Source organism: Pseudomonas sp. JBR1, from assembly GCF_028198185.1.
Classification (GTDB): Bacteria; Pseudomonadota; Gammaproteobacteria; order Pseudomonadales; family Pseudomonadaceae; genus Chryseomonas; species Chryseomonas oryzihabitans_E.
On the sequence record NZ_CP116340.1, the window covers coordinates 2303588 to 2327696 of the forward strand.

At 68.4% G+C, this 24109-nt stretch carries 25 protein-coding genes; 5 read left to right on the plus strand and 20 right to left on the minus strand.

What is annotated here, in order from left to right; translation table 11 throughout:
• Window positions 1-18: 18 nt before the first annotated feature.
• From PJ259_RS10665 to PJ259_RS10675, 3 genes are all read left to right on the plus strand, one after another.
• The gene (locus tag PJ259_RS10665; RefSeq protein WP_059315890.1) at window positions 19-1413 is read left to right on the plus strand and encodes a class II fumarate hydratase; all 1395 of its coding nucleotides are present in this window, start codon (window positions 19-21) and stop codon (window positions 1411-1413) included.
• On the plus strand, window positions 1400-2020 hold the full coding sequence (locus tag PJ259_RS10670; protein ID WP_059315891.1) for an NAD(P)H-dependent oxidoreductase: 621 nt from the start codon (window positions 1400-1402) through the stop codon (window positions 2018-2020). Before PJ259_RS10665 ends, PJ259_RS10670 begins: the two co-directional genes overlap by 14 nt.
• A gap of 296 nt (window positions 2021-2316) precedes the next feature.
• Window positions 2317-2877 (plus strand): RBBP9/YdeN family alpha/beta hydrolase, encoded by a 561-nt coding sequence (locus PJ259_RS10675; RefSeq protein WP_271655721.1) that lies wholly within the window; start codon window positions 2317-2319, stop codon window positions 2875-2877.
• Window positions 2878-2891: 14 nt separating this feature from the next.
• Here the strand turns inward: PJ259_RS10675 and PJ259_RS10680 are convergent, their stop codons facing one another.
• Genes PJ259_RS10680 through PJ259_RS10735 form a run of 12 tightly spaced genes read right to left on the minus strand, consistent with a single transcriptional unit; the run spans window position 2892 to window position 14158 of the window.
• Complete coding sequence (locus tag PJ259_RS10680) at window positions 2892-3584, minus strand: hypothetical protein (RefSeq protein ID WP_271655722.1); 693 nt, start codon at window positions 3582-3584, stop codon at window positions 2892-2894.
• The gene (locus PJ259_RS10685) at window positions 3581-4003 is read right to left on the minus strand and encodes a hypothetical protein (protein ID WP_271655723.1); all 423 of its coding nucleotides are present in this window, start codon (window positions 4001-4003) and stop codon (window positions 3581-3583) included. The genes PJ259_RS10680 and PJ259_RS10685 overlap by 4 nt, the downstream gene beginning before the upstream one ends.
• Window positions 4000-5166, minus strand: a complete 1167-nt coding sequence (locus PJ259_RS10690) for a type II secretion system protein GspL (protein WP_271655724.1) — start codon at window positions 5164-5166, stop codon at window positions 4000-4002. Before PJ259_RS10690 ends, PJ259_RS10685 begins: the two co-directional genes overlap by 4 nt.
• Before the next feature lie 4 nt (window positions 5167-5170).
• Window positions 5171-5758: a prepilin-type N-terminal cleavage/methylation domain-containing protein gene (locus PJ259_RS10695; RefSeq protein ID WP_271655725.1), complete on the minus strand. Its 588-nt coding sequence runs from the start codon at window positions 5756-5758 to the stop codon at window positions 5171-5173.
• A complete protein-coding gene (locus PJ259_RS10700) occupies window positions 5755-6099 on the minus strand; it encodes a type II secretion system protein (protein WP_271655726.1) in 345 nt (114 codons plus the stop codon). Before PJ259_RS10700 ends, PJ259_RS10695 begins: the two co-directional genes overlap by 4 nt.
• Window positions 6096-6554: a GspH/FimT family pseudopilin gene (locus PJ259_RS10705; protein ID WP_271655727.1), complete on the minus strand. Its 459-nt coding sequence runs from the start codon at window positions 6552-6554 to the stop codon at window positions 6096-6098. Before PJ259_RS10705 ends, PJ259_RS10700 begins: the two co-directional genes overlap by 4 nt.
• Window positions 6555-6560: 6 nt before the next feature.
• The gene (gene gspG / locus PJ259_RS10710) at window positions 6561-7001 is read right to left on the minus strand and encodes a type II secretion system major pseudopilin GspG (RefSeq protein WP_271655728.1); all 441 of its coding nucleotides are present in this window, start codon (window positions 6999-7001) and stop codon (window positions 6561-6563) included.
• 23 nt (window positions 7002-7024) lie between these two features.
• Window positions 7025-8230: a type II secretion system inner membrane protein GspF gene (gene gspF, locus PJ259_RS10715; RefSeq protein WP_271655729.1), complete on the minus strand. Its 1206-nt coding sequence runs from the start codon at window positions 8228-8230 to the stop codon at window positions 7025-7027.
• Window positions 8231-8254: 24 nt separating this feature from the next.
• On the minus strand, window positions 8255-9712 hold the full coding sequence (locus PJ259_RS10720; protein ID WP_271655730.1) for a GspE/PulE family protein: 1458 nt from the start codon (window positions 9710-9712) through the stop codon (window positions 8255-8257).
• On the minus strand, window positions 9712-11724 hold the full coding sequence (gene gspD / locus PJ259_RS10725; RefSeq protein WP_271655731.1) for a type II secretion system secretin GspD: 2013 nt from the start codon (window positions 11722-11724) through the stop codon (window positions 9712-9714). The genes PJ259_RS10720 and gspD overlap by 1 nt, the downstream gene beginning before the upstream one ends.
• On the minus strand, window positions 11721-12488 hold the full coding sequence (locus tag PJ259_RS10730; protein ID WP_271655732.1) for a hypothetical protein: 768 nt from the start codon (window positions 12486-12488) through the stop codon (window positions 11721-11723). Before PJ259_RS10730 ends, gspD begins: the two co-directional genes overlap by 4 nt.
• Window positions 12488-14158 carry a lipoprotein UxpA gene (locus PJ259_RS10735; protein WP_271655733.1) on the minus strand — a complete coding sequence of 557 codons (1671 nt, stop codon included), beginning with the start codon at window positions 14156-14158 and terminating at the stop codon, window positions 12488-12490. Before PJ259_RS10735 ends, PJ259_RS10730 begins: the two co-directional genes overlap by 1 nt.
• Before the next feature lie 197 nt (window positions 14159-14355).
• On the opposite strand from PJ259_RS10735, the gene PJ259_RS10740 reads away from it, so the two are divergent.
• Complete coding sequence (locus tag PJ259_RS10740) at window positions 14356-16392, plus strand: PhoX family protein (RefSeq protein WP_271655734.1); 2037 nt, start codon at window positions 14356-14358, stop codon at window positions 16390-16392.
• A 256-nt stretch (window positions 16393-16648) separates the two neighbouring features.
• Here PJ259_RS10740 and gspK read toward each other — a convergent pair whose 3' ends face one another.
• From gspK to PJ259_RS10780, 8 genes are all read right to left on the minus strand, one after another.
• Entirely contained in the window at window positions 16649-17668 is a 1020-nt protein-coding gene (gspK, locus tag PJ259_RS10745) for a type II secretion system minor pseudopilin GspK (RefSeq protein ID WP_271655735.1), read from the minus strand.
• 490 nt (window positions 17669-18158) lie between these two features.
• Window positions 18159-18374 (minus strand): TOBE domain-containing protein, encoded by a 216-nt coding sequence (locus PJ259_RS10750; protein ID WP_010795839.1) that lies wholly within the window; start codon window positions 18372-18374, stop codon window positions 18159-18161.
• Window positions 18375-18397: 23 nt separating this feature from the next.
• Entirely contained in the window at window positions 18398-19207 is an 810-nt protein-coding gene (ssuB, locus tag PJ259_RS10755) for an aliphatic sulfonates ABC transporter ATP-binding protein (RefSeq protein WP_271655736.1), read from the minus strand.
• Window positions 19204-19992: an aliphatic sulfonate ABC transporter permease SsuC gene (gene ssuC / locus PJ259_RS10760; RefSeq protein ID WP_059315908.1), complete on the minus strand. Its 789-nt coding sequence runs from the start codon at window positions 19990-19992 to the stop codon at window positions 19204-19206. Before ssuC ends, ssuB begins: the two co-directional genes overlap by 4 nt.
• 11 nt (window positions 19993-20003) lie before the next feature.
• Window positions 20004-21152 (minus strand): FMNH2-dependent alkanesulfonate monooxygenase, encoded by a 1149-nt coding sequence (gene ssuD, locus PJ259_RS10765; protein WP_271655737.1) that lies wholly within the window; start codon window positions 21150-21152, stop codon window positions 20004-20006.
• A 23-nt stretch (window positions 21153-21175) separates the two neighbouring features.
• Entirely contained in the window at window positions 21176-22141 is a 966-nt protein-coding gene (locus PJ259_RS10770; RefSeq protein ID WP_271655738.1) for a sulfonate ABC transporter substrate-binding protein, read from the minus strand.
• A gap of 15 nt (window positions 22142-22156) precedes the next feature.
• A complete protein-coding gene (ssuE, locus tag PJ259_RS10775; protein WP_271655739.1) occupies window positions 22157-22744 on the minus strand; it encodes an NADPH-dependent FMN reductase in 588 nt (195 codons plus the stop codon).
• Window positions 22745-22906: 162 nt separating this feature from the next.
• Window positions 22907-23545, minus strand: a complete 639-nt coding sequence (locus PJ259_RS10780) for a peroxiredoxin (protein WP_271655740.1) — start codon at window positions 23543-23545, stop codon at window positions 22907-22909.
• A gap of 297 nt (window positions 23546-23842) precedes the next feature.
• Between PJ259_RS10780 and PJ259_RS10785 the strand changes: the two genes are divergently transcribed.
• Window positions 23843-24058 (plus strand): DUF6316 family protein, encoded by a 216-nt coding sequence (locus PJ259_RS10785; RefSeq protein WP_059315913.1) that lies wholly within the window; start codon window positions 23843-23845, stop codon window positions 24056-24058.
• The last annotated feature ends 51 nt before the right edge of the window (window positions 24059-24109 follow it).

Genomic DNA, 24109 nt, shown 5'->3' on the forward strand with positions numbered 1-24109 from the left:
TCCTAAGCGGAGACCGCCATGAGCCGTACCGAAACCGATAGCATCGGCCCCATCGAAGTGGCCGACGACGTCTACTGGGGCGCCCAGACCCAAAGGTCGCTGGAGAACTTCGCCATCGGCAACCAGCAGATGCCGCTGGCGGTGGTGCATGCCCTGGCGACGGTGAAGAAGGCCGCCGCCCGGGTCAATCTGCGCCTCGGCGAATTGCCGGAAGATGTCGCCACCCTCATCGAAAAGGCCAGCAGCGAGATCCTCGACGGCTTCCATGACGACCAGTTTCCCCTGGTGGTCTGGCAGACCGGCAGCGGCACCCAGAGCAACATGAACGTCAACGAGGTCATCGCCGGCCGCAGCAACGAACTGGCCGGCAATGGCATGGGCGGCAAGCAGCCGGTCCATCCCAACGACCACGTCAACCGCGGCCAGAGCTCCAACGACTGCTTCCCCACCGCCATGCACATCGCCACTGCCCTGGCGGTGCAGAACGACCTGCTGCCGGCCATCGCCGAGCTGTCCGGCGGATTGGCGCTGCAGTCGGCACGCTACCAGAACCTGGTCAAGACCGGTCGCACCCACATGATGGATGCCACCCCGGTGACCTTCGGCCAGGAACTGTCGGCCTTCGTCGCCCAGCTGGACCTGGCCGAGCGCGCCATCCGCAACGCCCTGCCGGCGGTCATGGAACTGGCCCAGGGGGGTACCGCGGTCGGCACCGGCCTGAATGCGCCCAAGGGCTTCGACGAAGCCATCGCCAAGGAAATCGCCGAACTCACCGGCCTCCCCTTCGTCACCGCACCGAACAAGTTCGCCGCCCTCGCCGGCCATGAACCGCTGGTAGCCCTGCACGGCGGCCTCAAGACCCTGGCCGTGGCGCTGATGAAGATCGCCAACGACCTGCGCCTGCTGGGCTCCGGTCCGCGCGCGGGCTTCGCCGAGGTCAGGTTGCCGGCCAACGAACCGGGCAGTTCCATCATGCCGGGCAAGGTCAACCCGACCCAGTGCGAGGCGCTGTCGATGCTGGCCTGCCAGGTGATCGGCAACGACGTCACCGTCGGTTTCGCCGCCAGCCAGGGTCATCTGCAGCTCAATGTCTACAAGCCGGTGATCGCCCATAATGTCCTGGAATCCATCCGCCTGCTGGCCGATGGCAGCCGCAATTTCAACACCCATTGCGTCACCGGCATGGAGCCGGATGAGCACAAGATGGCCGAGCACCTGGAGCAGGGGTTGATGCTGGTGACGGCGCTCAATCCGCACATTGGCTACGACAAGGCCGCCGAGATCGCCAAGAAGGCCTATGCCGAGAACAAGACCCTGCGCGCTGCCGCGCTGGAGCTTGGCTACCTGACCGACGAGCAGTTCGATCAGTGGGTACGCCCGGAGACCATGCTGGAAGCCGGTGGCCGTGGCTGAGGCTCGCGGCGCCACGCCGCTGGAAGGGGATGGCCGGCGCCTGCTGGTCATCCAGGGCAATCCCAAGAGCACCAGCTTCTGCCAGTCGCTGGCCGACGCCTATGTCCAGGGCGCCCAGGCCAGCGGCCAGGTGGTGCGTCAGCTCAAGCTGGCCGACGCCCAGTTCGACCCGGTGCTGCGCGAGGGCTATGACCTCTCCCAGACCCTGGAGCCGGATCTGCTGGAGGCTCAGCGGCAGATCCATTGGGCCGAGCACCTGGTGTTCATCTACCCGGTGTGGTGGAACGGCCTGCCAGCGGTACTGGCGGGCTTTCTCGAACGGGTGCTGCAGCCGGGCTTCGCCTTCGCCCAGCGCGACCAGACCTGGGGCGGCGAACCCCTGCTGACCGGGCGCAGCGCCGAACTGCTGGTCACCTCCGATACCCCGCCCTCCCCCTGGCAGCGCCTGCGCAACCAGGCGCCCCATCGCCAGGTCATCCAGGAAGGCCTCGAAGCCTGCGGCATCCAGGTGCTGCAGGTGCACGAGTATTCGCCGGTGCGGGCGGCCGACGAGGAGCAGCGGCTGCGCTGGCTGCAGGAAGTGGAACGGCTGGGGCGGAACGAGTAGTCCACCCAACGGCCTTGGTAGGTTGGGTTGAGCGCCAGCGAAGCCCAACGGAGCGGAGGCCTTGATACCGGCAGTGTTGGGCTTCGACGGTAGAGCCGTCTCAGCCCAACCTACGGTTTTTCGCGGCCATGGCGGTCCATCGATACAGCCACTCCTACGCGGTGCTACCAGTAGGAGCGGCCCATGGCCGCGATCACCCCCAATCCATCGGCATAACCAAAGCGCCTTTTATTCTTTCTCATCCAGATCATCCGCCGTCACTATCGGCTCTCCCCTTTTGTCCGCGGAGATCCGCCATGACCCGCTATCTCATCCTGCCCGGCTGGCAGGGCTCCGGTCCCGACCATTGGCAGACCCACTGGCAGCGACTGCTGCCTGACGCCCGCCGCGTCGAGCAGGACGACTGGCAGCGTCCCGACCCACAGCGCTGGGTAGCGGCGCTCGACCGGGCCATTGGGCAAGCCAGCACCCCGGTAGTGGTGATAGCCCATAGCCTGGGCTGCGTGACCGTCGCGCGTTGGGCCGCCAGCGCCCCGGTGGCCCGACGGCAGCGGGTACTCGCCGCCTTGCTGGTCGCTCCGGCCGATGTGGAGCGACCCGGCTGCCCGGTGGAACTGGTGGGGTTCGCGCCGCTGCCGCGCCAACCGCTGCCCTTCCCGACACGGATGGTGACCTCGGACAACGACCACGCCATCAGCCTCGCCCGGGCCGAAGCCCTGGCACGCGACTGGGGCAGCGACCTGGACATCCTGCCAGGCGCGGGCCATATCAATACCCGCTCCGGGCATCGGCAGTGGGAAGAAGGTCTGCTGCACCTGGCCAAGTTGGGGGCCGCCCAGGGCCTCCGGGTTGCCTGAGCGGCGCTCGGAGGTCAGAAACGTCCCATGACCTGGGTCTGGCCGGCCTTGAGCCAGCCGATGCTCTGCAGCGCCGGGGCGATCTCGCTGCCGGGCTGCGCCGTACCCTGCACCTGCCCCCGCCAGTTGGCCAGGCTCAAGCGGATCTCCAGATGATGCTGGGCCCCGCGTTCGAAGACGCCCTGCAGCCAGGGCGCCGTCTGGCAATCCACCTGTAACCGGGCCTCACCCAGGGCCAGGCGGCGGGGCACCAGGACCTGCAAGGCATCGCCTTGCCAGCTGCCACTGGCGGCCTGGCACCGGCGCCAGCTGCCTGCCAGCCGTACCTCGCCCGTCAGCCGGCCGGCCAGCAGGGCGCTGCCCGGGGCCTGCAGCCAGCGCAGATCGCCGCCGGCGAGATCGGCCTGCCACTGCCAGGGCCAGCCACTCAGGTTCATTCCCCAGGGCGCGCCCTCGGGCTCGCCTACCGTGACCTGCAGCTTGCCTGGCCAGCGCAGGTGCCACTGCCAGGGCCCGGCACCACCACCCGGCCAGGCGAGGCGCTGCATGCCGCCGCCGAGCAAGGAGCCCTGCAAGCCGACCGACGTGACCTGGGTCGGCAGCAGGCGCGGCAGCCAGTCCGCGGCCGGCCAGTAGAGCAGGCAGCCCAGGGCGAAGATCAGGCAGGCGAACAGGGTGAACGCCAGGCGCACGAGCCAGCGAGTCATGGCGCGCGCTCCACCAGTACCGCCAGGACTTCCAGTTCGAAGGCCACGCCCGTCGGCTGGCTGCGAATTCTCAGGGTCCGGGGTAGCCAACCCCGCGCCCGCGCCCAGGCCTGCAACCGTTCCACGGCGCCCACGTCGACCGCCTCGCCACGCACCTGCCAGACCGGCTCGGCCAGGGTCAGGACGCTGAAGGTCACGCCGTCGACCGCCCCGCGCCAGTCCGCCTCCTGCAGCGGCTGGGCGACGGGCAGCGCCCGGGCCTCTTCGGCGAGGCGCACCCAATCGGTGGTGGCTGGGCGGCTACCCGGGGTGGCGCGCAACAGCAGGATGGCGGCCAGCACCAGGATGACCAGCCCGCCAAGGGCCAGCCGCTGGCGCTCGGCGGGCAGGCGCTGCCAGTGCTGAAGGATGGTGCTCATGGTCGCTTCTCCACGGGGCTAGCCAGGCGCAGGGTCAGGTGCCCGGCCTGACGCTGCCACTGCAGGGTATCGAATTCCTGGCCGAGTCGGGTGCGCAGGGCCTTGTCCAGGCTGGCGGGGCCGTCCAGCACCACGCGGATGCCCTGCTCGTCCAGCGCCCATTCCACCAGCCGCCAGCCGGGCTGGGCGCCGAGCGCAGCGCCCAGCGGACCGCTGAAGCGCTGCCAGAGGCGCCACTGCCCTTCCAGCTGCCGCTGGGCCCGGCTGGCCAGCTGGAGTTCGCGCTCGGCGCGACCGGCATCGAGGCGGTCACTGGCCAGGCCCAGGCGCTGGGCGACAACGTCCCGGTCGAGCCGCGCCAGGCGCCCGTGCTGGACCTGTTGCACGCCCAGATGCAGCAGCGCCAGCCCGGCCGCCGCGGCCATGCCCAGCAGCAGGGGTCGGGGCAGCCCCAGGGACGGCCGGCGACGGTGCTGGCCCTGTCGCGGCCAGAGGTCCTGGGGCGCCGAGCCGGCGACCGCATCGGGCCAGAGCCGCTCAGCGGACGCCGCGGGTCCCGCGTCGATCAGGGCCGCCAGGGCCGGCGGCAGATTGCCTTCGAGCGCGGCTGGCCAGGTCAGCCAGACCTCGCGGTCATCGGTGCGGGTCTTGAATCTCAGGCTGTCGCCCAGACGCAGGCCGATCCCACCCCCGGCCGATGGCTCAGGCAGCAACTGGAAGTCGACCCAGCAGGCGGCCACTGACCAGCCAACGGCGGCGCAGTGTTCGCGCCAGGCGTCCAGCAGCGCCTGGTCCAGGGCCAGCAGGCGCAGCCGCCCGGGCGCGCGACCCAGGCAGACCAGGTGCTGGCCGCTGGCATCCCCCAGCAACTGATCTTCCAGCAGCAGCCCCCACTCGTGCGGGCGCAGTCCCTTGGGCGCGGCCACATCGAATAGGCTGCACTCTTCGCCGTGCAGCAGCAGGGTGACCGGCTGGGCCGCCGCGGGTAGCACGGTCATGGCCTGGAGGTGGTCATCCTGCAGATGCGCGGTCATTACCGGATTATCCGGGCCGGGCGGGCCGGGATGGCGCGTGCGCAGCAGCAGGCGGTCGCCGGTACGAGCCGGGCTGAAGTCGCGGCGGATCAGGGGCAGGAGGCGTCCGAGCGTCGAGGAGGCGTGCATGGCGTCAACCGGTCTGAGGCAGGGCGAAGGTGCAGACATAGCCGGCGCCCTGGAGGGTAAAGGTCAGCCGCACCCCGTTGGCGGGTTCGGCCAGCGGCGGATAGGCGAGCCAGCGCCCGCCGCCATGGAATTCCAAATTCAGGCGCTCGACGCCTGGCTGATCGAGGACCTGCTGCCAGGCGGGAGCATCCACCGCGTCCAGCTCGGCGCTACGGCTCAGCCGCAAGCGGTCGGTGCTGGCGTTCCACTCCAGACGCTGGCGGCGCAAGCGCCCGCCCCCCTGGTCCGCGCCCACCGGCAAGGCATCCAAGGCGACCCAGTCCAGCCGGTTCTCGGCGGGGTGCCAGTCCAGCACGGCGTTGTGCAGCGGCCGGCGCTGTTCCTGCAGCGGTCGCCAGACCAGTCCGGCCAGGCGCCGATCCAGCAGGCCGCAGATGTCCAGCACCCGCGCATTGGTCGACTCCCGGGCGGCCAGCCGGCCACGCGCATCGAGCCAGAGATTGACCAGGCTACCGAGCAGCACGGCGAGCAGCGCCGTGAGCGCCATGGCCAGGAGCACCTCGATCAGGGTCATGCCCTGCTGGCGGCTCATGGGCGGGCTCCGGCATAGAGCGGCCAGTCGCCCAGCGCGCGACTAAAGGCGGCATCGGCATAGAGCGAGAGCCGCTGCGCGCCCAGGGCTCCGCCGGCGGCTTCAAGACGCCAGTAGCAGCGGTCGCCGCCCTGGCTCAATTCGCCCTGCCCCGCGGCCAGGCCTTCCACCTGCCAGCGGGCATTGAGCTCGCGGGCGCAGAGCTGGGCCAGTTCGCGGGATTGGGCGACGCCGGCGATGTCCAGCCGCTGACCGATCACCTGGCTGACACCCACGGCCATGAAGGCGACGATGGCCAGGGCCACCAGCACCTCCAGCAGGGTGAATCCGGTCTGCCTCATGGCCGTTCCACCGAGGCGCGGCCGTGCGCGTCCACCACCAGCAGCCACTGCCGTTCCTCTTCGGCGAAGGCGAGGCGCTGAGCACGGGTATCGCCGTTCGGCCACCAGATCAGGCGCGGCTGAGCGCTGGCCGGTTCGGCCAGGTGCAGTCCCGCCGGCCAGTGCCCGTCAGGCAGATCGGCGCTGGCCAGGGGCTGCCAGCGTGGGCCACGGGCGTCACCCACCAGCTGCAGATAGCGAAAGCCGGCGGCGTCGGCCTGCCAGCCGAGGATGCGTCCGCTGCGGCGGGCGGTGTCCCGTGCCAGTTGGAAGTCGCTCGCCAGGCTTTCCAACCGCCACTGTCCGGCCGGACTGCCACCGCCAAGGCGCGCCACGCCCACCGCGGTCAGCAGGCCGACGATCAGCAGCACGACCATCAGCTCCAGCAGGGTGAAACCGCCCTGGCGCCCCGGCATGGGAATTCAGAGCGTCCAGTTGCCGATGTCGGCATCGCTGCCCTCGCCGCCTTCGCGGCCGTCGGCGCCGAGGGTATAGAGGTCCACCCGGCCGTGTTCGCCCGGAATGCGATAGCGGTAGGCGGCGCCCCAAGGGTCCTCCGGCAGGCGGCGGATATAGCCGTCGGCGCGATAGTTGCGCGGCTCGGGGGCCTGGGTCGGCTTGCTCACCAGGGCGGCGAGGCCCTGCTCGGCGGTGGGATAGCGCAGGTTATCCAGGCGGTACATGTCCAGCGCCTGCTCCAGGCTGGCGAGATCGGCGCGGGCCTTCTGCTGCATGGCCTTGTCCTGGTTGTCCAGTACATTGGGCGCGACGATGGCCACCAGCAGGCCGATGATGAAGATCACCACCATGATCTCGATGAGGGTGAAACCGGCCTGGCGGGCGGCTACGGCATGGGAACGCATCGCGAAAGTCTCCTTGGGGCGTATTAGAGGTTGAGCGCCTGGTTGAGCTGCATGATGGGCAGCAGGATGGCGAGCACGATGGCCAGTACCACCCCGCCGAGCACGAGGATCAGCACCGGCTCGAACAGCGCCAGGGCCAGGTCCACCTGCTGGTTGAAATCCCGCTCCTGGGCCTCGGCGACCCGCTCGAGCATGGCGTCGAGGGTGCCGCTGGCCTCGCCGCTGGCAACCATGTTCACCAGCAAGGGGGGAAAGACGCCGCTACGGTCCAAGGCCCGGCCGAGGCCGGTACCGGAGGTGACCTGTTCGATGGCCGCCTCCAGGGCATCGCGCAGGACCTGATTGCCCAGGGTGGCGCGGCTGACCTGCAGACCTTCGAGCACCGGGATGCCGCTGCCGACCAGGATCGCCAGGCTGCGGGTCAGGCGGGCGCTGTCGAGGGTACGCAGCAACTCGCCCAGGCGCGGCAGGCGCAGCAGCTGGCGATGCCAGCGTCGCCGCCACTCGAGTTGGCGCAACAGGCGCTGTAGACCTAAGCCGGCCAGCAATAGCAGGCCCAGCAACCAGGGCCCGAAGACCAGCAGGCCGTCACTGACGGCCACCAGGGCGCGGGTGATCCAGGGCAGTTGCAGGCCGCTGTGGATGAATTGCTCGGTGAGCTTGGGCACCACGAAGGTCATCAGCCCCGCCACCACGGCGACCGACACCAGGGCCAACGCCAGCGGATAGATGAGCGCGGTGCGCGCCTTGTGGCGCTGGCGCTGCACCCGTTCGAGATAGTCGGCCAGGCGTTCCAGCACCGGACCCAGGCGTCCGGCCCGTTCGCCAGCGGCCACCAGGGTCAGGTACAGCGGGTCGAAGGTGCCCGGATGGCGCCCCAGGCTGTCGGCCAGGGTATAGCCCTCGCGCACCTGGCCCAGCAGATCCAGCAGCAGCGCCTTGAGCGCCGCCTGGCGACTCTGGCGCTCCAGCATCTGCAGGGCGTCGGCCAGGGGAATGGCGGCGCCCACCAGGGTCGCCAGCTGGCGGGTGAAGTCGGTGCGGCTGTTGGCATCCAGCCGTCCGGCGCGGCTGCGCGCGCCCCGCGCCGGACCCGCCGCCTGCAAGGTGCGGGGAAAGAGGCCGCGCTCGCGCAGCAACTGGCGGGCATGGCGTTCGCTCTCGGCCTGGATGACATCGCGCTGGCGACGCCCCTCGCCGTCCAGCGCCAGGTAGCGGTAGGCCGGCATCAGCGCAGCGCCCCGCCAAGGGCGTTACTGGTGCACCGCACGCAGCACCTCCGCGAGGCTGGTCTCGCCCGCCGCCAGGCGCTCCAGGGCGCTCTCGGCCAGGCTGGCGCGGCGGCCCTCCAGCAACCGCGTCATCTCGCCCTCCCCGGCGCCGCGATAGATGAGCTCGGCCAGTTCGGCGTCCAGGGCGACGAATTCGTAGAGACCCAGGCGACCGCGATAGCCACTGCCATTGCAGCTTGGGCACCCCTGGGGCTCGCGCAGCCGTTCGAGCCCGGCCAGCCCTGGCAGCAGCGTCTGTTCGGCCGCCCGCACCGGACGCCAGGCCGCGCAGCTGCACAGCCGTCGTACCAGCCGTTGGGCCAGCACGCCCTTGAGGCTCGACGCCAGCAGGAAGGGCTCCACGCCCATGTCGCGCAGCCGGGTGATGGCCCCCAGGGCGCTGTTGGTATGCAGGGTGGAGAGCACCAGGTGGCCGGTGAGACTGGCCTGCACGGCGATGCCGGCGGTCTCCACGTCGCGGATCTCGCCGATCATGATGACGTCCGGATCCTGGCGCAGGATGGCCCTCAGGCCACTGGCGAAGGTCAGGCCGGCGCGCGGGTTGACCGGCGTCTGGCCGATGCCGGGCAAGGCGTACTCCACCGGATCTTCCACGGTGAGGATGCTGCGGCTGCCCTCGTTGAGCAGCCCGAGGCTGGCATAGAGGGTGGTGGTCTTGCCCGACCCGGTGGGGCCGGTAACTAGGAGGATGCCATTGGGCTGGGCCAGGGCACCGCGCAAGCCGGCATCGATGGCCGGTGGCAGGCCGAGGCGCGAGAGCTCCAGCAGGCTGGCCTGCTTGTCGAGGATGCGCATGACCACCCGCTCGCCATGGACGCCAGGCAGGGTCGAGACGCGGATGTCGACATCGCGCCCGCTGGCTCTCAGGGTGATGCGGCCGTCCTGGGGCTGGCGCTTCTCGGCGATGTCCAGCCGCGCCATGACCTTGATCCGCGACACCAGCATGGCCGACAGCGCCCGCGGCGGGCGCAGCAGCTCACGCAGCACCCCATCCACCCTTACCCGCACCACCAGCGCCTGCTCGAAGGTCTCCACGTGCAGGTCGGAGGCGTCCAGGCGCAGCGCCTCGGCGAACAGGGCGTTGATCAGCCGGATCACCGGGGCCTCGCCAGCGCTGTCGAGCAGGTCCTCGACCCGGGGCAATTCCTCCATCAGCCCAGCCAGGTCGACGGTCTCGCCGAGGCCTTCCACCAGCGCCTCGGTGCTGGCCTGCCCGGCTTCATAGAGCGGCCCCAGACGCTGCTCGAAGACCTCGCGCGGGAGCCATTCGCAGCCTTGCGGGGGACCGTGGCGACGCTGCACCTCCTGCAGCAACGCCAGGTCCGCATCCAGGCGGCACAGCAGCCGATAGCCGTCGGGCACGGTGGCCAGGGCGATGCCGGCCTGGCGGGCCAGGCGATAGGGCAGCGTCGGCGTCATCAGAGGCCGTCCAGGCGCGCCCGCGCCGAGGGATAGAGACTCTGCAGGGTGGGCGCGCCGCGCGTACCCGGCGGCGTGGCCGGCAAGGCCGCGGCTGGGGCGGCGGCACGCATGCCGCGGTACTTGTCCTCGCTGATCTGCTGCACCAGCGCCGGATCCCGGAGGATGCGCGGGCGGATGAACACCACCAGATTCTGCTTGGTGCTGGAGCGGGTACGCGACTTGAAGAGATTGCCCAGCACCGGCACGTCGCCCAGCAGCGGTACGCGCTGGTCGCTGTCGTTGCCCTCGTTGCTGATCAGGCCGCCGAGGACGATGAGGCCATTGTCCTCCACCATCACCGTGGTCTTGATCTCGCGCTTGTTGGTGACCACGTCGCTGGCACGCACGTTGTCGGCCAGCGACGAGACCTCCTGGACAATCTCCATGCGCACCGTGTCGCCCTCGTTGATCTGCGGCTTGAGCCGCAGCTTCACCCCCACTTCGCGGCGCTCGATGGTCTGGTAGGGATTGGCGTTGTTGCTGGTGACCGAGCCGGTGACGAAGGGCACTTCCTGGCCGACCATGATGGAGGCCTCGGCGTTGTCCAGGGTCAGCAAGGTCGGTGTCGACAGCAGGTTGAAGCCGCTCTCGCTGCGCATGGCCTGCAACAGGGTGACGAAGTTCAGCCCGCTGCCACCGATGCGCCCGACCCCGGCGGAGATGCCCTGCATGCCCGAGAGCAGACTGCCCAGGGCACTGGTGTCCTGGTTGGCCGCGGCGGCGGCGATACCGTTGATGGGCGTGCCGTTGGTGAAGTTGACGCTGCCCGTCGGCAGGTTGCCGTTGCGATCGAGGAACAGCCACTGGACGCCGAGCTGGTTGGCCTTGGTGTCGGTGATCTCGGCGATGATCGCCTCCACCACCACCTGGGCACGGCGGATGTCCAACTGGCTGATGATGCGCTTGTAGGCGGCCAGCTCTCGCGGCGGGCCGATCAGCACGATGGAGTTGGTACCCATGTCCGCTTCCAGGCGAATGCCAGGCGCGCCGGGCGCCAACGTCCCACCACCGCCCTTGGCAGGAGGAGCCTCCCCCTCCCCACCACCTTCTACAGGGGTGGTATTAATCATGGGCGGTGCCGTCACGGGAATCTCCACCCGCGCGTCCTGGGTGACCTCGCCGCTGAGCCCGCGCAGCACCTTGACCACCTCGCCGGCCTTGGCGTGGTGCAGATAGACCACCTCGGTGTCGCTGGCCGCGTCGCGGGAGACGTCCAGCTCGGCCACCAGTCGGCGCACCTGGCGACGCACGGCTTCGTCGCCGCGCACCATGAGGGCATTGCTGCGGGCGTCGGCCAGCACCTGGACCCCGCCGCCGGCCTGGCCGCGGCTGGCCAGCAGGCGCTCCACCAGGGGCGCGGTGTCGCGCGCCTGGGCATGGCGCAGGGTGATCATTTCCACCGGTTCGTCGCGACCACGATCCAACCGCGCCAGCAGCTGGCCGATGCGGCTGAGGTTGCTGCGCCAGTCGGTCACTACCAGCAGGTTGCTGGCGGGATAGGGCGTGGCCACCCCGACCCGGGCGTCCATCAGTGGGCGGACGATGCCCAGCAGCTGTTCGAGATTGCCGCCGCGCACGGCGAACACCCGGGTCGCCACGGTATCCCCGGCACCGGGCTTGGCCGGGGCGCCATCGTCCACCTCCACCGGCAGGGGTTCGGTCCGGGCCGCTTGGTCCGGCAGGATCTTCACGCTGCCATCGTCCAGCTCCACCGCGGCATAGCCATTGGCGCGCAACTGGGCCAGGGCCAGGGCATAGACGTCGTCGGCGGCCAGGGGCTGGGCGCTGCGCACCGTCAGGGTACCGCGCACTCGCGGGTCGATGACGAAGTTGGTGCCGGTGATGCGTCCCACGCTCTCGATGAACAGATCGATCTCGGTGTTCTCGAAATTGACCTCGAAGCGTTGTTCGGCCTGGGCACCGAGCAGCCAGAAGGCGAGGAGCAGGCCGCAATAGCTGCGTTTCTTCACAGGGACAGTCTCACGGGTAGGGCCAGGGCGTGGCCCTGACGTTCCAGTTCCAGGGTCAGGGCGCCGGTGGCGCGCCAGTGCGGCAGGCGTTGCAGCAGCGCCCGGGTATCGGCCACGGGGACGGCATCCACCCGGCGCAGCACGTCCCCGGGCTCAAGTCCGAGGCCGCTGAAGAAGGCCGGCTCGGCCCCGGGTTGCAGCCGGTAGCCGGTCAGTTCGCCATGCTCGCGGACCGGGGTGGCGCGAATGCGGCGCAGCAGGCTGGCGAGATCGCCCTCCTCCGCCACCGGCGTGGGCGGCGCCTTGACGGCTGTCGGCTTGGCCGTACCGCTGGCCGCGAGGCCCACCAGCTCACGCGGCGCCGGCCAGGGCAACCGCTCTTCGCGGCCGGCGCGGCTGAAGACCAGGCCCTGGGCGTCGATGGCGGTCAGCACCAGGCCGGGCGCCAGGCTGTCGCCCAGGACTAGGGACCGCTGGCGATCGCCATGGCGCAGGACCACCACGGAGCCGTCGATGGGCACCGCCTTGATCGCCCCGACCCACTGAATCGGCAGGGTGCTGGGCGCCGCCTGGCTGGCGGTGCGCCAGTGGCTGGCCAGCAGATCCGTGGCGGATGACGGCTCGCTTTGGACGCTGGGCGCGGGCGTCGGCAGCCACAACAGGCGCAGATCGCAGACCACCCGCGCCGCCAGCCAGGCGGCGATGCCCAGCCAGAGCAGAGTCAGCAGGCGCAATGCCAGGGGATGGATGAGCAGCCGCGCCATCAGGCCAGCCGCTCCAGCTGCCGGCGCAAGGCGGCCAGCGGATGCCAGCCCGGATGGCCTTCGACGAACTCCAGTCGGGGCACCGGCAACGGCGCCAGTCCCCAGTCGGCGGGCCGGGCGCGCAGATAGGCTTCCAGGCGTTGCCAGAGCGCCTCGCCAGTGCCGAGGTCAGGCCCCAGGGCAAAGGTGCGACAGGTGAAGGCGGCGCCCAGGGGCACCTGCAGGGGCGGGATACGCTGGCCACGGGGGGCGCCATAGCGACAGCTCCACGAAGCACCTACCAACCGCGGCAGGTCCTGGCTGTTGTCCAGTAGCAGAGGCTCGCCGAAGCGGTTGTCGGCAGCCTCTTCCAGGAGCGTGCGCAGGCCATCGGCCGTGGTAGGCAACTCCAGCACCGTGGCGTCATGGCCACCACAGAGGGCGATCAGGTGTTCACGGGTGATCCAGTCGCCCCGCCGCAGCGGCAGGTCGTATCTCAGGCCAGGCAGCAGCACCGGCTGAGCCTCGCTGTCCCCCAGGGCCGCAGCGATCAGGGCGTCCCAGCTGCCGCCGAGCAGATCACGGCGCCAGAGATCCACCGGCGCGCGCGCCAGGCGCTGGTCGAGCCAGCCCGCGTGGGGAGCCCGGGCCACCGCCAGCTGCCGTTGGTAGTTTTCCAGCAGGGTGCGGTCGAGCACGCGCTCGGCCTGCACCGGATGAAAGACGGCGTCCAGGCGCCAGCCATCGCGGCCGCCCCGGCAGCGGATCTCGAAGATACCGACGCCTCGGGTGCCCGGCAGGCAAACCGGCAGCGGACGACCACTGCCACGCATCACCGGAATCAGCTCCGGCCAGAGATCCTGGCCGCGGGCGCACAGCAGCAGGTCGGCCTCCTCCAGGCGCTCGGCCAGCCACAGCCCCGGGCCAGTGCCGACATCGGCCAGCACCACCAGCAGATCGGCCTGACCGCGTGCCTCGGCCAGCACCGGGCGCAGCCGGGCATACCAGTCGGCCAGGGGCGCCTGCTGGTCGCTGGCATAGGGATCGGTCACCCCGACCAGGGCGATACGCACGCCGTCGCGCTCGATCAGGGTGAAAGGAGCGACGCCCAGGGCGCTGCGCTGTTCCTCGGTGAGGGTGGCGCCCAGTACCGGACGACCGTAGCGGCGATAGAGGGCGGCGCTGCGCTTGGGCCAGAGCAGACGCTCGTCACTGCTGACCCGGGCCTCGCTGCCCAGCAACTGGCTGCCATCGACTCCAGCCTCACCGCGGGTCAGTTGGGTCAGGCCGCTGCCGTTCCAGCACTGGCCGTTCTCCAGGGTCAGGCTGCGGGTCGCGCCCTGGCGAGCACGCAGGTGGGCCAACTGGGCGGCCAGGGCGGCATAGCCACCGTAGCGCTGGCCGTCGCCACGACTGGCATCGAGCAGGGGCGCGAGCCCGCGCGCAAGACGCGCCGCATCGGCACCGGTGCGCCAGGGCGCGGCACCAATGCGGCTGGCAGGTCCCAGGCGGACCCGGGGCACCACCGGCCAGCCGGGCTCGCGGGCATCCAGGGTATCGGCGACATAGAGCAGTTGCAGATCGGCATCCATCGGGCGGCTGGAAAAGCCCTGGGCACAGCCGCCCAGCAGCGGCGCCGTGGCGCCAGCTGCGAGCCAACCCAAGACCTGGCGTCGTGCCCAGTTGCCCATCCGATGTCCGCCTTGCGCGCTAAAGAGGGCGGCATCCTAGGCGGTGAAAAGCTACAAATTCATGACAAAACAGCTGGTTACAAAATGTTACATGTCGACGAGCGGTAAATAACGACCTGTAACTTTTCGGTCACCAGACCATCACAGAGGCTTCCTAAAGTCGCCGGCTCCCGTGATCAACCAAGGAAGCTTTGCGCATGAGCACTTTCACGAGCGACGACCGTAACCGCAACGAAAGCGGCAACGAACCGCTGGACGCCGTCATCGAGCGTTACCTGTCGCGCCGCAGTGTCGTGAAGGGCGGCCTGGGCGCCGCCATCGCCATGATCGCCGGGGGTGGCCTGACCGCGTGCTTCGACGGCGGTGGCGGCTCCCATGACGAGCCGGCCCCCAGCCAACCCTCACCGACGCCGCAGCTCAAGCTTGGTTTCGAATCCATCCGTGGCGCCCATCTCGACGCCGTGGTCCTGGCCGCCGGTTACAGCGCCCGCACCCTGGCCCCCTGGGGTACCCCGCTGAACAACCTGGCCAACGCCTGGCGCAGCGATGGCAGCAATACCTCCACCGATCAGGCCAACTCGGCCGGCATGCACCACGATGGCCTGCACTTTTTCCCGCTGAACAATTCCAGCAGCGAAGGCCTGCTGGCCATCAACTACGAATACATCGACCAGAAGGCGCTGCACCCCAACGGCCCGACCACCACCAACGGCAAGCGTCCTGCCGAGGAGGTGCGCAAGGAGATCAACGCCCATGGCGCGGGGGTGATCCACATCCGCAAGGTCAACGGCATCTGGCAGGTCGTCGCCAACGATGCGCTCAACCGTCGCTTCACCAGCGCCACCCCCATGGAGATCGCCGGTCCGCTGCGCGGCAACGCCAATCTGATCACCCCCTACTCCCCCGACGGCACCCGCACCCGCGGCACCAACAACAATTGCGGCAACGGCTTCACCCCCTGGGGCACCTACCTCACCTGCGAGGAAAACTGGCCAAACAACTTCGTGAACAAGGGCACCCTGCCGGCCGATCAGAAACGCCTCGGCATCGGCAACAAGAGCAGATACGGCTGGGAGACGGCAGCGGGTGACGCCAGCGAAGTGGACAACGAATTCCGCCGCTTCGACCTGACCCCCACCGGCGCCAGCGCCAGCCAGGACTTCCGCAACGAAGCCAGCGGCTATGGCTACATCGTCGAGATCGATCCCTACGACAGTGCCACCCCGGCCACCAAGCGCACCGCCATGGGTCGCTTCCGCCACGAAGGCTCGGCCTACAGCATTCCGGTTGCCGGCCAGCCGCTGGCGTTCTACATGGGCGACGATTCGCAAAACGAGTACATCTACAAGTTCGTCTCCGCTGCTACCTGGGATCCGGCCGACGCCAACCCTGCCAACCGCCTGGCCACCGGTGCCAAGTACCTGGACAACGGTACCCTCTACGTGGCCCGTTTCGACGACGGCGGCAACGGCAAGTGGCTGCCGCTGACGGTCAATGCACCGACCAAGGACGGCCGCACCCTGGGCGCCCTCTACGGTGATCTGGCCGGCATCATCCTCAACACCCGTGGCGCTGCCGATGCGGTGGGCGCGACCCCCATGGACCGCCCGGAGTGGACCACGGTCAACCCCTTCACCGGTGAGGCCTACGTCTCTCTCACCAACAATACCAAGCGCACCTCGGCCAACGCCGCCAACCCGCGGGTGCCCAATGTCAACGGCCACATCCTGCGCTGGAAGGACAACAGCAACCAGACCGACTTCACCTGGGACATCTTCGTCTTCGGTGCGGACGCCGGCGCTGCACCCGACATCAACCGCTCCGGCCTGACCGAACTCAACCAGTTCGCCAGCCCCGACGGCCTGGCCTTCGACAGCCGCGGCATTCTCTGGATCGAAACCGACAATGACGGCAACGCGGTGGCCGAGTACACCAACGACCAGTTGCTGGCGGTCATCCCGGCCCAGGTGGTGGACAGCAGCGGCAAGCAGGTCGCCATCTCGGCCAACAATCAGACCGCGTTGCGTCGCTTCCTGGTCGGCCCCAATGGCTGCGAGCTTACCGGCATCACCTGGACCCCGGACCTGACAACCATGTTCATCAACGTCCAGCACCCGGACAACTGGCCCTACAGCGAGGTCGCCACCGAGGCCACCCCGTCCGGGACCAAGGTCCGCCCCCGCGCCTCTACCATAGCGATCCAGAAACTCGACGGCGGCCCCATCGGCGTCTGATCGAGTCGGCGATAGCCAGGCTCCCCGGTCGGCGACGACCGCGGGAGCCTTTTACTTTGTAGCGGATTCGAAATCCGCCCTGTGGCGTTTTCACCTCCTGCCGCCAGATTGACCGTAGGTTGGGCTGAGACTGCTCCATCGTCGAAGCCCAACATTGCCGGCACCCAAGCCCCGCTACGTTGGGCTTCGCTACGCTCAACCCAACCTACGACGAGCTGAGAGAACGGCCGCTTCGGCACGCGCTGGCCGCGATCAGCTACTGCAACACCTCCGCCGCGCCCGGTCCAGGGACCCAGAGCGTAGTGTCCCGCGTCGCCAGCCAGCGCACCCGTTGCGCCGGTACCGCCGCGTGCCAGCGACTCACACCCTGGGCCGCCAGCTGCCGTACCTGGCGAAAGACCTGACCATCGCGTCGCACCTCCACCCCGAGCAGAAAATCCCCACTGTTGAGCATCAGGCGCGGGGTCAACAAGGTGAAGGTCTCCTCCCCTACTCCGGGCAGGGCCTCACGCAAGGCTTCGACGTTGGCGTACCCCTGCGCAGGCCGCGCGGTGATCAGCAGCTGCAGCGTCTCCCGCGGCACCTCGCCGAGAAACAGCGCCTCCAGCAGCGGCAGTTGACCCATCCCCAGGGCATTGGCATTGAGTCGCCAGCCACCGGTGTCGGGCAGCGCACAGAGTTCGCGCAGCTGCAGATGCCGTCCGGGCCGCGCCGGCACGATCAGATCCAGCTCGCCAATCTCGGCCAGCGGCAGATTGGGCACCAGCACCGGCGGCGCCAGCCGCAGAGCCTCAGCGGTCTCCAGACCGAATTCGTGGGCTTCGCCATCGGCATCGACCCAATCAGCGAGTCGCTCGGCAAAGGCCTGGGCCGTCAGCCCCGGCTCGCCCAATCCCCCAGGACGTTGCTCCAGCAACCATTTCAGCTGCCGCAACGCCAGATCGCGTTCCGGACCGGCCAGGGCGTTGATGTTGAAGCAGCCATGCAGATCGCGTAGCTGGGCGCGGACCGTAGCGCCCTCCACCTCATAGGCCAGCACCTCGCCTCTCAGGCTCTGCCAGAACTCCGGTCGCTGCCGCGCCCCGGCCTGCACCAGCCCCTGCGTGACCACCTGCTCGGCGCTCGCCGCCAGCGCCCGCGCCAGGGTCTCGTGCTCCAGTAACCGCGCTCGCTGCAATTCGGCTCGCCCTTCGGCCAGCAGCACCGGCAACAAGGCCGCCACCAGCGCCAGCGCCCAGAGCGCCATCAGCAGCGCCACGCCCCTTTGTCGCCGCACCCCTGTTCCTCCAGGCAAAAGCGGCATTGGAACCGACGCAGGTTGCAGATTCGTGGCAATACGTGGATCAGCCTCCCCGTTGGGCTTCGCTGCGCTCAACCCAACCCACAACTGCTGCCGTCATGTGGAGGCGCGTATGGTTACCCAAAGCAACAGGACGCCAATCAGAAGCGCAAACATCAGGAGTATCGCCAGGCATCCCACACCCTCTGGTAAATCCGATAGCCAAGCGTTCTTCTCTGGAAAGCGACCGCGGGTCAGTTTACGGAGCAGCCATGAGCCGAGGTTGGCGCATAGATAACTCCAGAGAAAGCTCAGTATCCATTCCATAGGTCACACCTGAAGCCGATCCTTCGGTTCCTTTTTCGGCCAGAAGATATCCAGCCCTCACACCTATCCTCGCTCATACCCTTGGCTCTTGGCGAAGGCAAAAGATGTACAACGAAAAAAACCCGCCACCATGGCGGGTTTCGTCACGGCCAGACCGCCCCTACAACTTGGCGATGGACACCTCGGTGGATTTGACGAAGGCGATCACCTCGCTACCCACCACCAGCTCCAGCTCCTTGACCGAGCGGGTGGTGATGACCGAGGTGACGATGCCGGCGGCGGTCTGGACGTCGATCTCGGAGAGCACCGAGCCTTCGATGATTTCCTTGATGGTGCCCTTGAACTGGTTGCGAACGTTGATGGCCTTGATGGTCATGGCAGAACTCCTCGGATGGACGATCAGTAGGCCCAGCGCAGTTGCGTGGGCAGGGGTTGCACGATTTCCGGTAGATCGGGATTGAGCGGGTGCTGCAGCACCCGGGCCAGCACCTCGGCTTCCAGGCGCGCCAGTTGGGCGTCACCGGCGGCTCGGGGGCGCGCCAGGGTGACGTCGAGATCCAGGCCGACATGGCCGTCTTCGATCAGGACCACACGGTCGGCCAGGGCCACCGCCTCGCCCACGTCATGGGTCACCAGCAGCACGGTGAAGCCGTGGCGCTGCCAGAGGCCTTCGATGAGTTGCTGCATCTCGATGCGGGTCAGGGCATCCAGGGCGCCCAGCGGCTCGTCCAGCAGGAGCAGGCGCGGCTGGTGGATCAAGGCGCGGGCCAGGGCCACGCGCTGCTTCTGGCCACCGGACAGCGCCGAGGGCCACTCCTGGGCGCGGTCGGCCAGGCCGACCGCCTTCAGGGCTTCCAGGGCGCGGGGTTTCCAATCGCCCTTGAGGCCCAGGCCGACGTTGTCGATGATGCGTTTCCAGGGCAGCAGGCGCGCGTCCTGGAACATCAGCCGGGTATCCTCGCGGTGCTCCGCCAGGGGTTCGTCCTGCCCCAGCAGGGTGCCGCCGCTGGCGCGGTCGAGACCGGCCACCAGGCGCAGCAGGGTGCTCTTGCCGCAACCACTGCGCCCCACTACGGCGACGAACTGGCCAGCCGGGATGTCCAGGTCGATCCCATGGAGCACGGTGCGCTCGCCAAAGGTCTTCACCACCTGTTGCAGCTTCAGGGCGATGCCGCGGGAGAGCGGCGGAACGGCTTGCAGACTGGTCATGCGTGGGCTCCCTTCTGATAGGCCGGGTGCCAGCGCAACCAGGCGCGCTCCAGGCCGCGGGCGGCGAGATCAGCCAGCTTGCCGAGGATGGCGTAGAGCAGGATGGCCAGCACCACGATGTCGGTTTGCAGGAATTCCCGAGCGTTCATCGCCAGGTAGCCGATGCCGGAGCTGGCGGAAATGGTCTCGGCGACGATCAGCGTCAGCCACATCAGGCCGAGGGCGAAGCGCACCCCTACCAGGATGGCCGGCAGGGCACCTGGCAATACCACGTGCCAGAACAGCCGCGCGCCGGACAGGCCGTAGCTGCGGGCCATCTCCACCAGCGCCGGATCGACGTTGCGGATGCCGTGGTAGGTATTGAGGTAGATGGGAAAGAACACCCCCAGGGCCACCAGGAACAGCTTGGCCGACTCGTCGATGCCAAACCAGAGGATCACCAGCGGGATCAGCGCCAGGTGCGGCACGTTGCGCACCATCTGCAGGGTGCTGTCGAGGAGGCGCTCGCCCCACTTCGAAAGCCCGGTGAGGAAACCCAGCGCCAGGCCGATGCCTCCGCCGATGGCGAAGCCAATGCCGGCGCGCCAACCGCTGATGGCCAGGTGTTGCCAGAGCTCACCGCTCTTGACCAGGCTCCAGCCGGCTTCCAGCACCGCCGCCGGTGACGGCAGGATGCGGCTCGACAGCAGGCCGCTGCTGACCGACAGCTGCCAGGCAACGAGCAGGGCCACGGGTACCAGCCAGGGTGCCAGCCGCTGCAAGAGGCGTTCGGTGGTGCTGCTCATGCCGGCCTCCCTCAGCTCTGCGCCGCTTTCTGCGGCAGGATGTCGTTGGCCACCATCTCGCCGAAGGGGCTCACGTAGTTGGCGCCTTCCACTCGGGTCGGGCGCTTGACCGGCAGGTGCGGGAACAGCAGTTCGGCCACCCGGTAGGATTCCTCCAGATGCGGGTAGCCGGAGAAGATGAAGGTGTCGATGCCCAGGGCGGCGTATTCCTTGACCCGCGCGGCCACGGTGGGACCGTCACCGACCAGCGCCGTCCCGGCACCACCACGCACCAGGCCGACACCGGCCCAGAGGTTGGGCGCGATCTCCAGCTTGTCACGCCGGCCCCCGTGCAGGGCCGCCATGCGCTGCTGGCCGACGGAATCGAAGCGGGCGAAGGCGGCCTGGGCCTTTTCGATGGTGGCGTCGTCCAGGTTGGCGATCAGCCGGTCGGCGGCCCGCCAGGCTTCCTCATTGGTCTCGCGGACGATCACGTGCAGGCGGATGCCGAAGCGCACCGTGCGGCCCTGGGCGGCGGCCTTGGCCCTGACCGCCTCGATCTTCTCGCGCACCGCATCCAGGGGCTCGCCCCAGGTCAGGTAGAGCTCCACCTGCTCGGCGGCCAGGTCCTGGGCGGCATCGGAGGAACCGCCGAAGTACAGCGGCGGGCGCGGTTGCTGCAGCGGCGGATAGAGCAACTTCGCGCCCTTCACCTGGATGTGCTTGCCGTCGTAGTCCACCGTCTCGCCTTCCAGCACGCGACGCCAGATGCGAGTGAATTCCACCGAGGCTTCGTATCTTTCGCTGTGGGACAGGTGCAGGCCGTCACCGGCCAGTTCGTCCGGATCGCCGCCGGTGACCAGGTTGAACAGCGCCCGGCCGCCGGAGAGGCGATCCAGGGTGGCCGCCTGCCGCGCTGCCACGGTGGGCGAGATGATCCCGGGGCGCAGGGCTACCAGGAACTTGAGTTTCTGGGTGACCGGGATCAGCGAGGCGGCCACCAGCCAGGAATCCTCGCAACTGCGGCCGGTGGGGATCAGCACCCCGCCAAAGCCCAGGCGGTCGGCGGCCTGGGCGACCTGGGTCAGGTAGCCGTGGTCGACGGCGCGGGCGCCTTCGGCGGTACCCAGGTAATGGCCATCGCCGTGGGTCGGCAGGAACCAGAAGATGTCGAGACTCATGGGGCGTTCTCCAGGAAGCGGGATCAGGGTTGGGCAGTGGCGGTCTGCAGGCTGGCGGGTGGCGTCCACACCACGTCGCGGATCGTCAGCGGCTTGGGAATCAACTTGAGGGCGGTGAAGGCATCGGCGATCTTCTGCTGCTGCGCGGCCACCTCGGGGCTGATGAACTGGGCGCCATAGCCCTGTCGCTTGACCACTCGTTCGGCGGTGTCCAGCGGCAGGTTCAGCAGCGGTGCCACCTGGGCGGCGACCTCATCCGGGTGGGCCTTGGCCCATTCGCCCACCGAACGCACCTCGTCGACGATGGCGCCGACCTGCTCGGGATGGGCCTTGGCGAAGCTGCGGGTGGCCAGATAGAACTGGTGGTTGTCGGCCAGCCCGGTGGCATCCGTCAGGGTGCGTGCCTGCAACTGGGTCTCGGCGGCGGCCTGGTAGGGATCCCAGATCACCCAGGCGTCCACCGCTCCGCGTTCGAAGGCGGCGCGGGCATCGGCCGGCGGCAGGTACACCGGCTGGATGTCACGGTAGGGAATGCCGGCCTTGGCCAGTGCCTGTACCAGCAGGTAGTGGACGTTGGAGCCCTTGTTCAGGGCGATCTTCTTGCCCTTGAGATCGGCCAGCGTGCGGATCGGCGAATCCTTGGGCACCAGGATGGCTTCGCTGGTGGGCGCCGGTGGCTCATGGGCCACATAGACCAGATCGGCACCGGCTGCCTGGGCGAACACCGGTGGCGTCTCGCCGGTCACGCCGAAGTCGATGCTGCCGACGTTGAGGCCTTCCAGCAGCTGGGGGCCGCCGGGGAATTCGGTCCATTGCACCTTGACGCCGTCCTTGGCCAGCCGCTGTTCCAGGGTGCCGCGGGCCTTGAGAGTGATGAGGGTGCCGTACTTCTGGTAACCGATACGGACCGTCTCCTGCGCCTGCGCCAGGCCGGTGGCCAGGGTCAGCAGGGAAACGGCGAGCAGCGAACGCTTGAAGGAGAACTGCATGGTTGAGGCTCCGGGTCAGATGCCCCAGCGTGCCTGGCCGATACGATCGGCCAGGAGCTCGGGGGTCAGGGGCTGGGGACGCCGCGCCAGGGCCGCGTGAAATTGTTCGAGGGATTCGTAGAGACGCTGCTCCAGCGCCGGGGTCAGGACGACGCCGGTCTCGGTGTAGCTGACCTGGCTGTCGTCGGCGAAGACGCCGTTGAGGATTTCCTGGGCCTTGAGCGCCGAGAGCACCGGCTTCAGCGCATAGTCAATGGCCAGGAGATGACCGCTGGAGCCGGCGGTGGCGAGGGGCAGCACCACCTTGTGGCTCAGGGCGCGCTCGGGCAGCAGGTCCAGCAGGGTCTTGAGGGCGCCGGCCAGGGAGGCCTTGTAGACAGGAGTGGCGATCACCAGGCCATCGGCGGCCTGCAGCTGGGCGATCAGCTCCACCACCGGTGGGCTGTCGAAGCGGGCACCGATGAGGTCGGCAGCGGGAAAGTCCTGGATACGCCAGCGCGACAACTCCACGCCGCGTGCTTGTAGCCAGTTCGCCGCCAGATCCAGCACGCCGGTGGAGCGCGACCGCGCTCCCGGACTGCCCGCCAAAGTCACCACCTGCATCGCCGCCTCCAGGATAAAAGGAGCGGTGTCGCGCCGCTCGAAAAGGATTGAGCGGACCTTAGCAAGGGCTACTTATTCCCTAAAAATATCCTTTAGGCACTTGGTTATAACCAGAAAAACAAAACCCCAGCCTGAGCCGGGGTTTTCTTGTCACCCGAGATGTCAGCGATTGGGCTGGGGGGTCAGGCGGAGATAAGGTTTGACCGCGGTATAGCCCTTGGGAAAGCGCCGCTTGAGTTCTTCCTCGTCCTTGAGCGACGGCACGATGACCACGTCATCGCCATCCTTCCAGTTGCCCGGGGTCGCAACCTTGTGATTGTCGGTGAGCTGCAGGGAATCGATCACCCGCAGGATCTCGTCGAAGTTGCGACCGGTGCTGGCCGGATAGGTGATCGACAGCCGCACCTTCTTCTGCGGATCGATGATGAACAGCGAACGCACCGTCAGGGTGTCGTTGGCATTGGGATGGATCATGTCGTAGAGGGTCGACACGCTGCGGTCGGCGTCGGCCAGGATCGGAAAGCCTACGGCGGTGACCTGGGTTTCCTCGATGTCCTTGATCCAGCCCTGGTGCGATTCCAGGCCGTCCACCGAGAGGGCGATCACCTTGACGTCGCGCTTGGCGAATTCGTCCTTGAGCTTGGCGGTGAGGCCCAGCTCGGTGGTGCACACCGGGGTGAAGTCGGCGGGATGGGAGAAGAGCACGCCCCAGCTGTCGCCCAGCCACTCATGGAAGCGGATGCGGCCCAGGCTGGAATCCTGTTCGAAATCGGGGGCGATATCGCCCAGACGGATGGTCATTGGCAGTTCTCCTGATGCAGGTAGGGATAGCGGCACTATGCCGCTCGCCAGAGCGAGCGGGAAAGATCGGATCACGCTGTGGTTATAACGCGAAAGCCACCTGGTTCAGGGCTATCTCCACCCGGCGAGGTCCTGTGCCGCGTGACCACTCTCACAATTTCGGCGGGCTTTTTCCACCCAAGCGCAGCGGCCGCTAGGGTGCTACACCTAAGGAAGACCAACGGACAGGAAATCGGCCGAGCGGGGCAACCCGCAGCGCTCGGCATGGTCTGTTGGCAAGACGAGGAGGAGATTCTCATGTTCGGCAAACGCAATGACGACCCCGGTGCCAGCACCCATTTCCGTAGCGAGCGCGTCAGCGTGGTCAACGGTCAATTCTTCTTCACCACCCGCGAGGGCACCCTGGAAGGCCCCTTCTTCAGCCGCGAAGAAGCCCTCAACCAGATCGACCGCTATGTCGAGCGGCTGCAAACCGCACAGGGGCTCATGCGCCAATCCGTCAGCAACGTCTGACCGGCTGTCTCTGATCCATTAGACTGCGCGCCCTGAATTCCAGGCCGCGCC

Coding starts and splice junctions, on each gene's coding strand:
- PJ259_RS10665 (WP_059315890.1), top strand. CDS start 19: ATGAGCCGTACCGAAACCGATAGCATCGGCCCCATCGAAGTGGCCGAC.
- PJ259_RS10675 (WP_271655721.1), top strand. CDS start 2,317: ATGACCCGCTATCTCATCCTGCCCGGCTGGCAGGGCTCCGGTCCCGAC.
- PJ259_RS10680 (WP_271655722.1), bottom strand. CDS start 3,584: ATGACTCGCTGGCTCGTGCGCCTGGCGTTCACCCTGTTCGCCTGCCTG.
- PJ259_RS10685 (WP_271655723.1), bottom strand. CDS start 4,003: ATGAGCACCATCCTTCAGCACTGGCAGCGCCTGCCCGCCGAGCGCCAG.
- PJ259_RS10690 (WP_271655724.1), bottom strand. CDS start 5,166: ATGCACGCCTCCTCGACGCTCGGACGCCTCCTGCCCCTGATCCGCCGC.
- PJ259_RS10695 (WP_271655725.1), bottom strand. CDS start 5,758: ATGAGCCGCCAGCAGGGCATGACCCTGATCGAGGTGCTCCTGGCCATG.
- PJ259_RS10700 (WP_271655726.1), bottom strand. CDS start 6,099: ATGAGGCAGACCGGATTCACCCTGCTGGAGGTGCTGGTGGCCCTGGCC.
- PJ259_RS10705 (WP_271655727.1), bottom strand. CDS start 6,554: ATGCCGGGGCGCCAGGGCGGTTTCACCCTGCTGGAGCTGATGGTCGTG.
- gspG (WP_271655728.1), bottom strand. CDS start 7,001: ATGCGTTCCCATGCCGTAGCCGCCCGCCAGGCCGGTTTCACCCTCATC.
- gspF (WP_271655729.1), bottom strand. CDS start 8,230: ATGCCGGCCTACCGCTACCTGGCGCTGGACGGCGAGGGGCGTCGCCAG.
- PJ259_RS10720 (WP_271655730.1), bottom strand. CDS start 9,712: ATGACGCCGACGCTGCCCTATCGCCTGGCCCGCCAGGCCGGCATCGCC.
- PJ259_RS10730 (WP_271655732.1), bottom strand. CDS start 12,488: ATGGCGCGGCTGCTCATCCATCCCCTGGCATTGCGCCTGCTGACTCTG.
- PJ259_RS10735 (WP_271655733.1), bottom strand. CDS start 14,158: ATGGGCAACTGGGCACGACGCCAGGTCTTGGGTTGGCTCGCAGCTGGC.
- PJ259_RS10740 (WP_271655734.1), top strand. CDS start 14,356: ATGAGCACTTTCACGAGCGACGACCGTAACCGCAACGAAAGCGGCAAC.
- PJ259_RS10750 (WP_010795839.1), bottom strand. CDS start 18,374: ATGACCATCAAGGCCATCAACGTTCGCAACCAGTTCAAGGGCACCATC.
- ssuB (WP_271655736.1), bottom strand. CDS start 19,207: ATGACCAGTCTGCAAGCCGTTCCGCCGCTCTCCCGCGGCATCGCCCTG.
- ssuC (WP_059315908.1), bottom strand. CDS start 19,992: ATGAGCAGCACCACCGAACGCCTCTTGCAGCGGCTGGCACCCTGGCTG.
- ssuD (WP_271655737.1), bottom strand. CDS start 21,152: ATGAGTCTCGACATCTTCTGGTTCCTGCCGACCCACGGCGATGGCCAT.
- PJ259_RS10770 (WP_271655738.1), bottom strand. CDS start 22,141: ATGCAGTTCTCCTTCAAGCGTTCGCTGCTCGCCGTTTCCCTGCTGACC.
- ssuE (WP_271655739.1), bottom strand. CDS start 22,744: ATGCAGGTGGTGACTTTGGCGGGCAGTCCGGGAGCGCGGTCGCGCTCC.
- PJ259_RS10780 (WP_271655740.1), bottom strand. CDS start 23,545: ATGACCATCCGTCTGGGCGATATCGCCCCCGATTTCGAACAGGATTCC.
- PJ259_RS10785 (WP_059315913.1), top strand. CDS start 23,843: ATGTTCGGCAAACGCAATGACGACCCCGGTGCCAGCACCCATTTCCGT.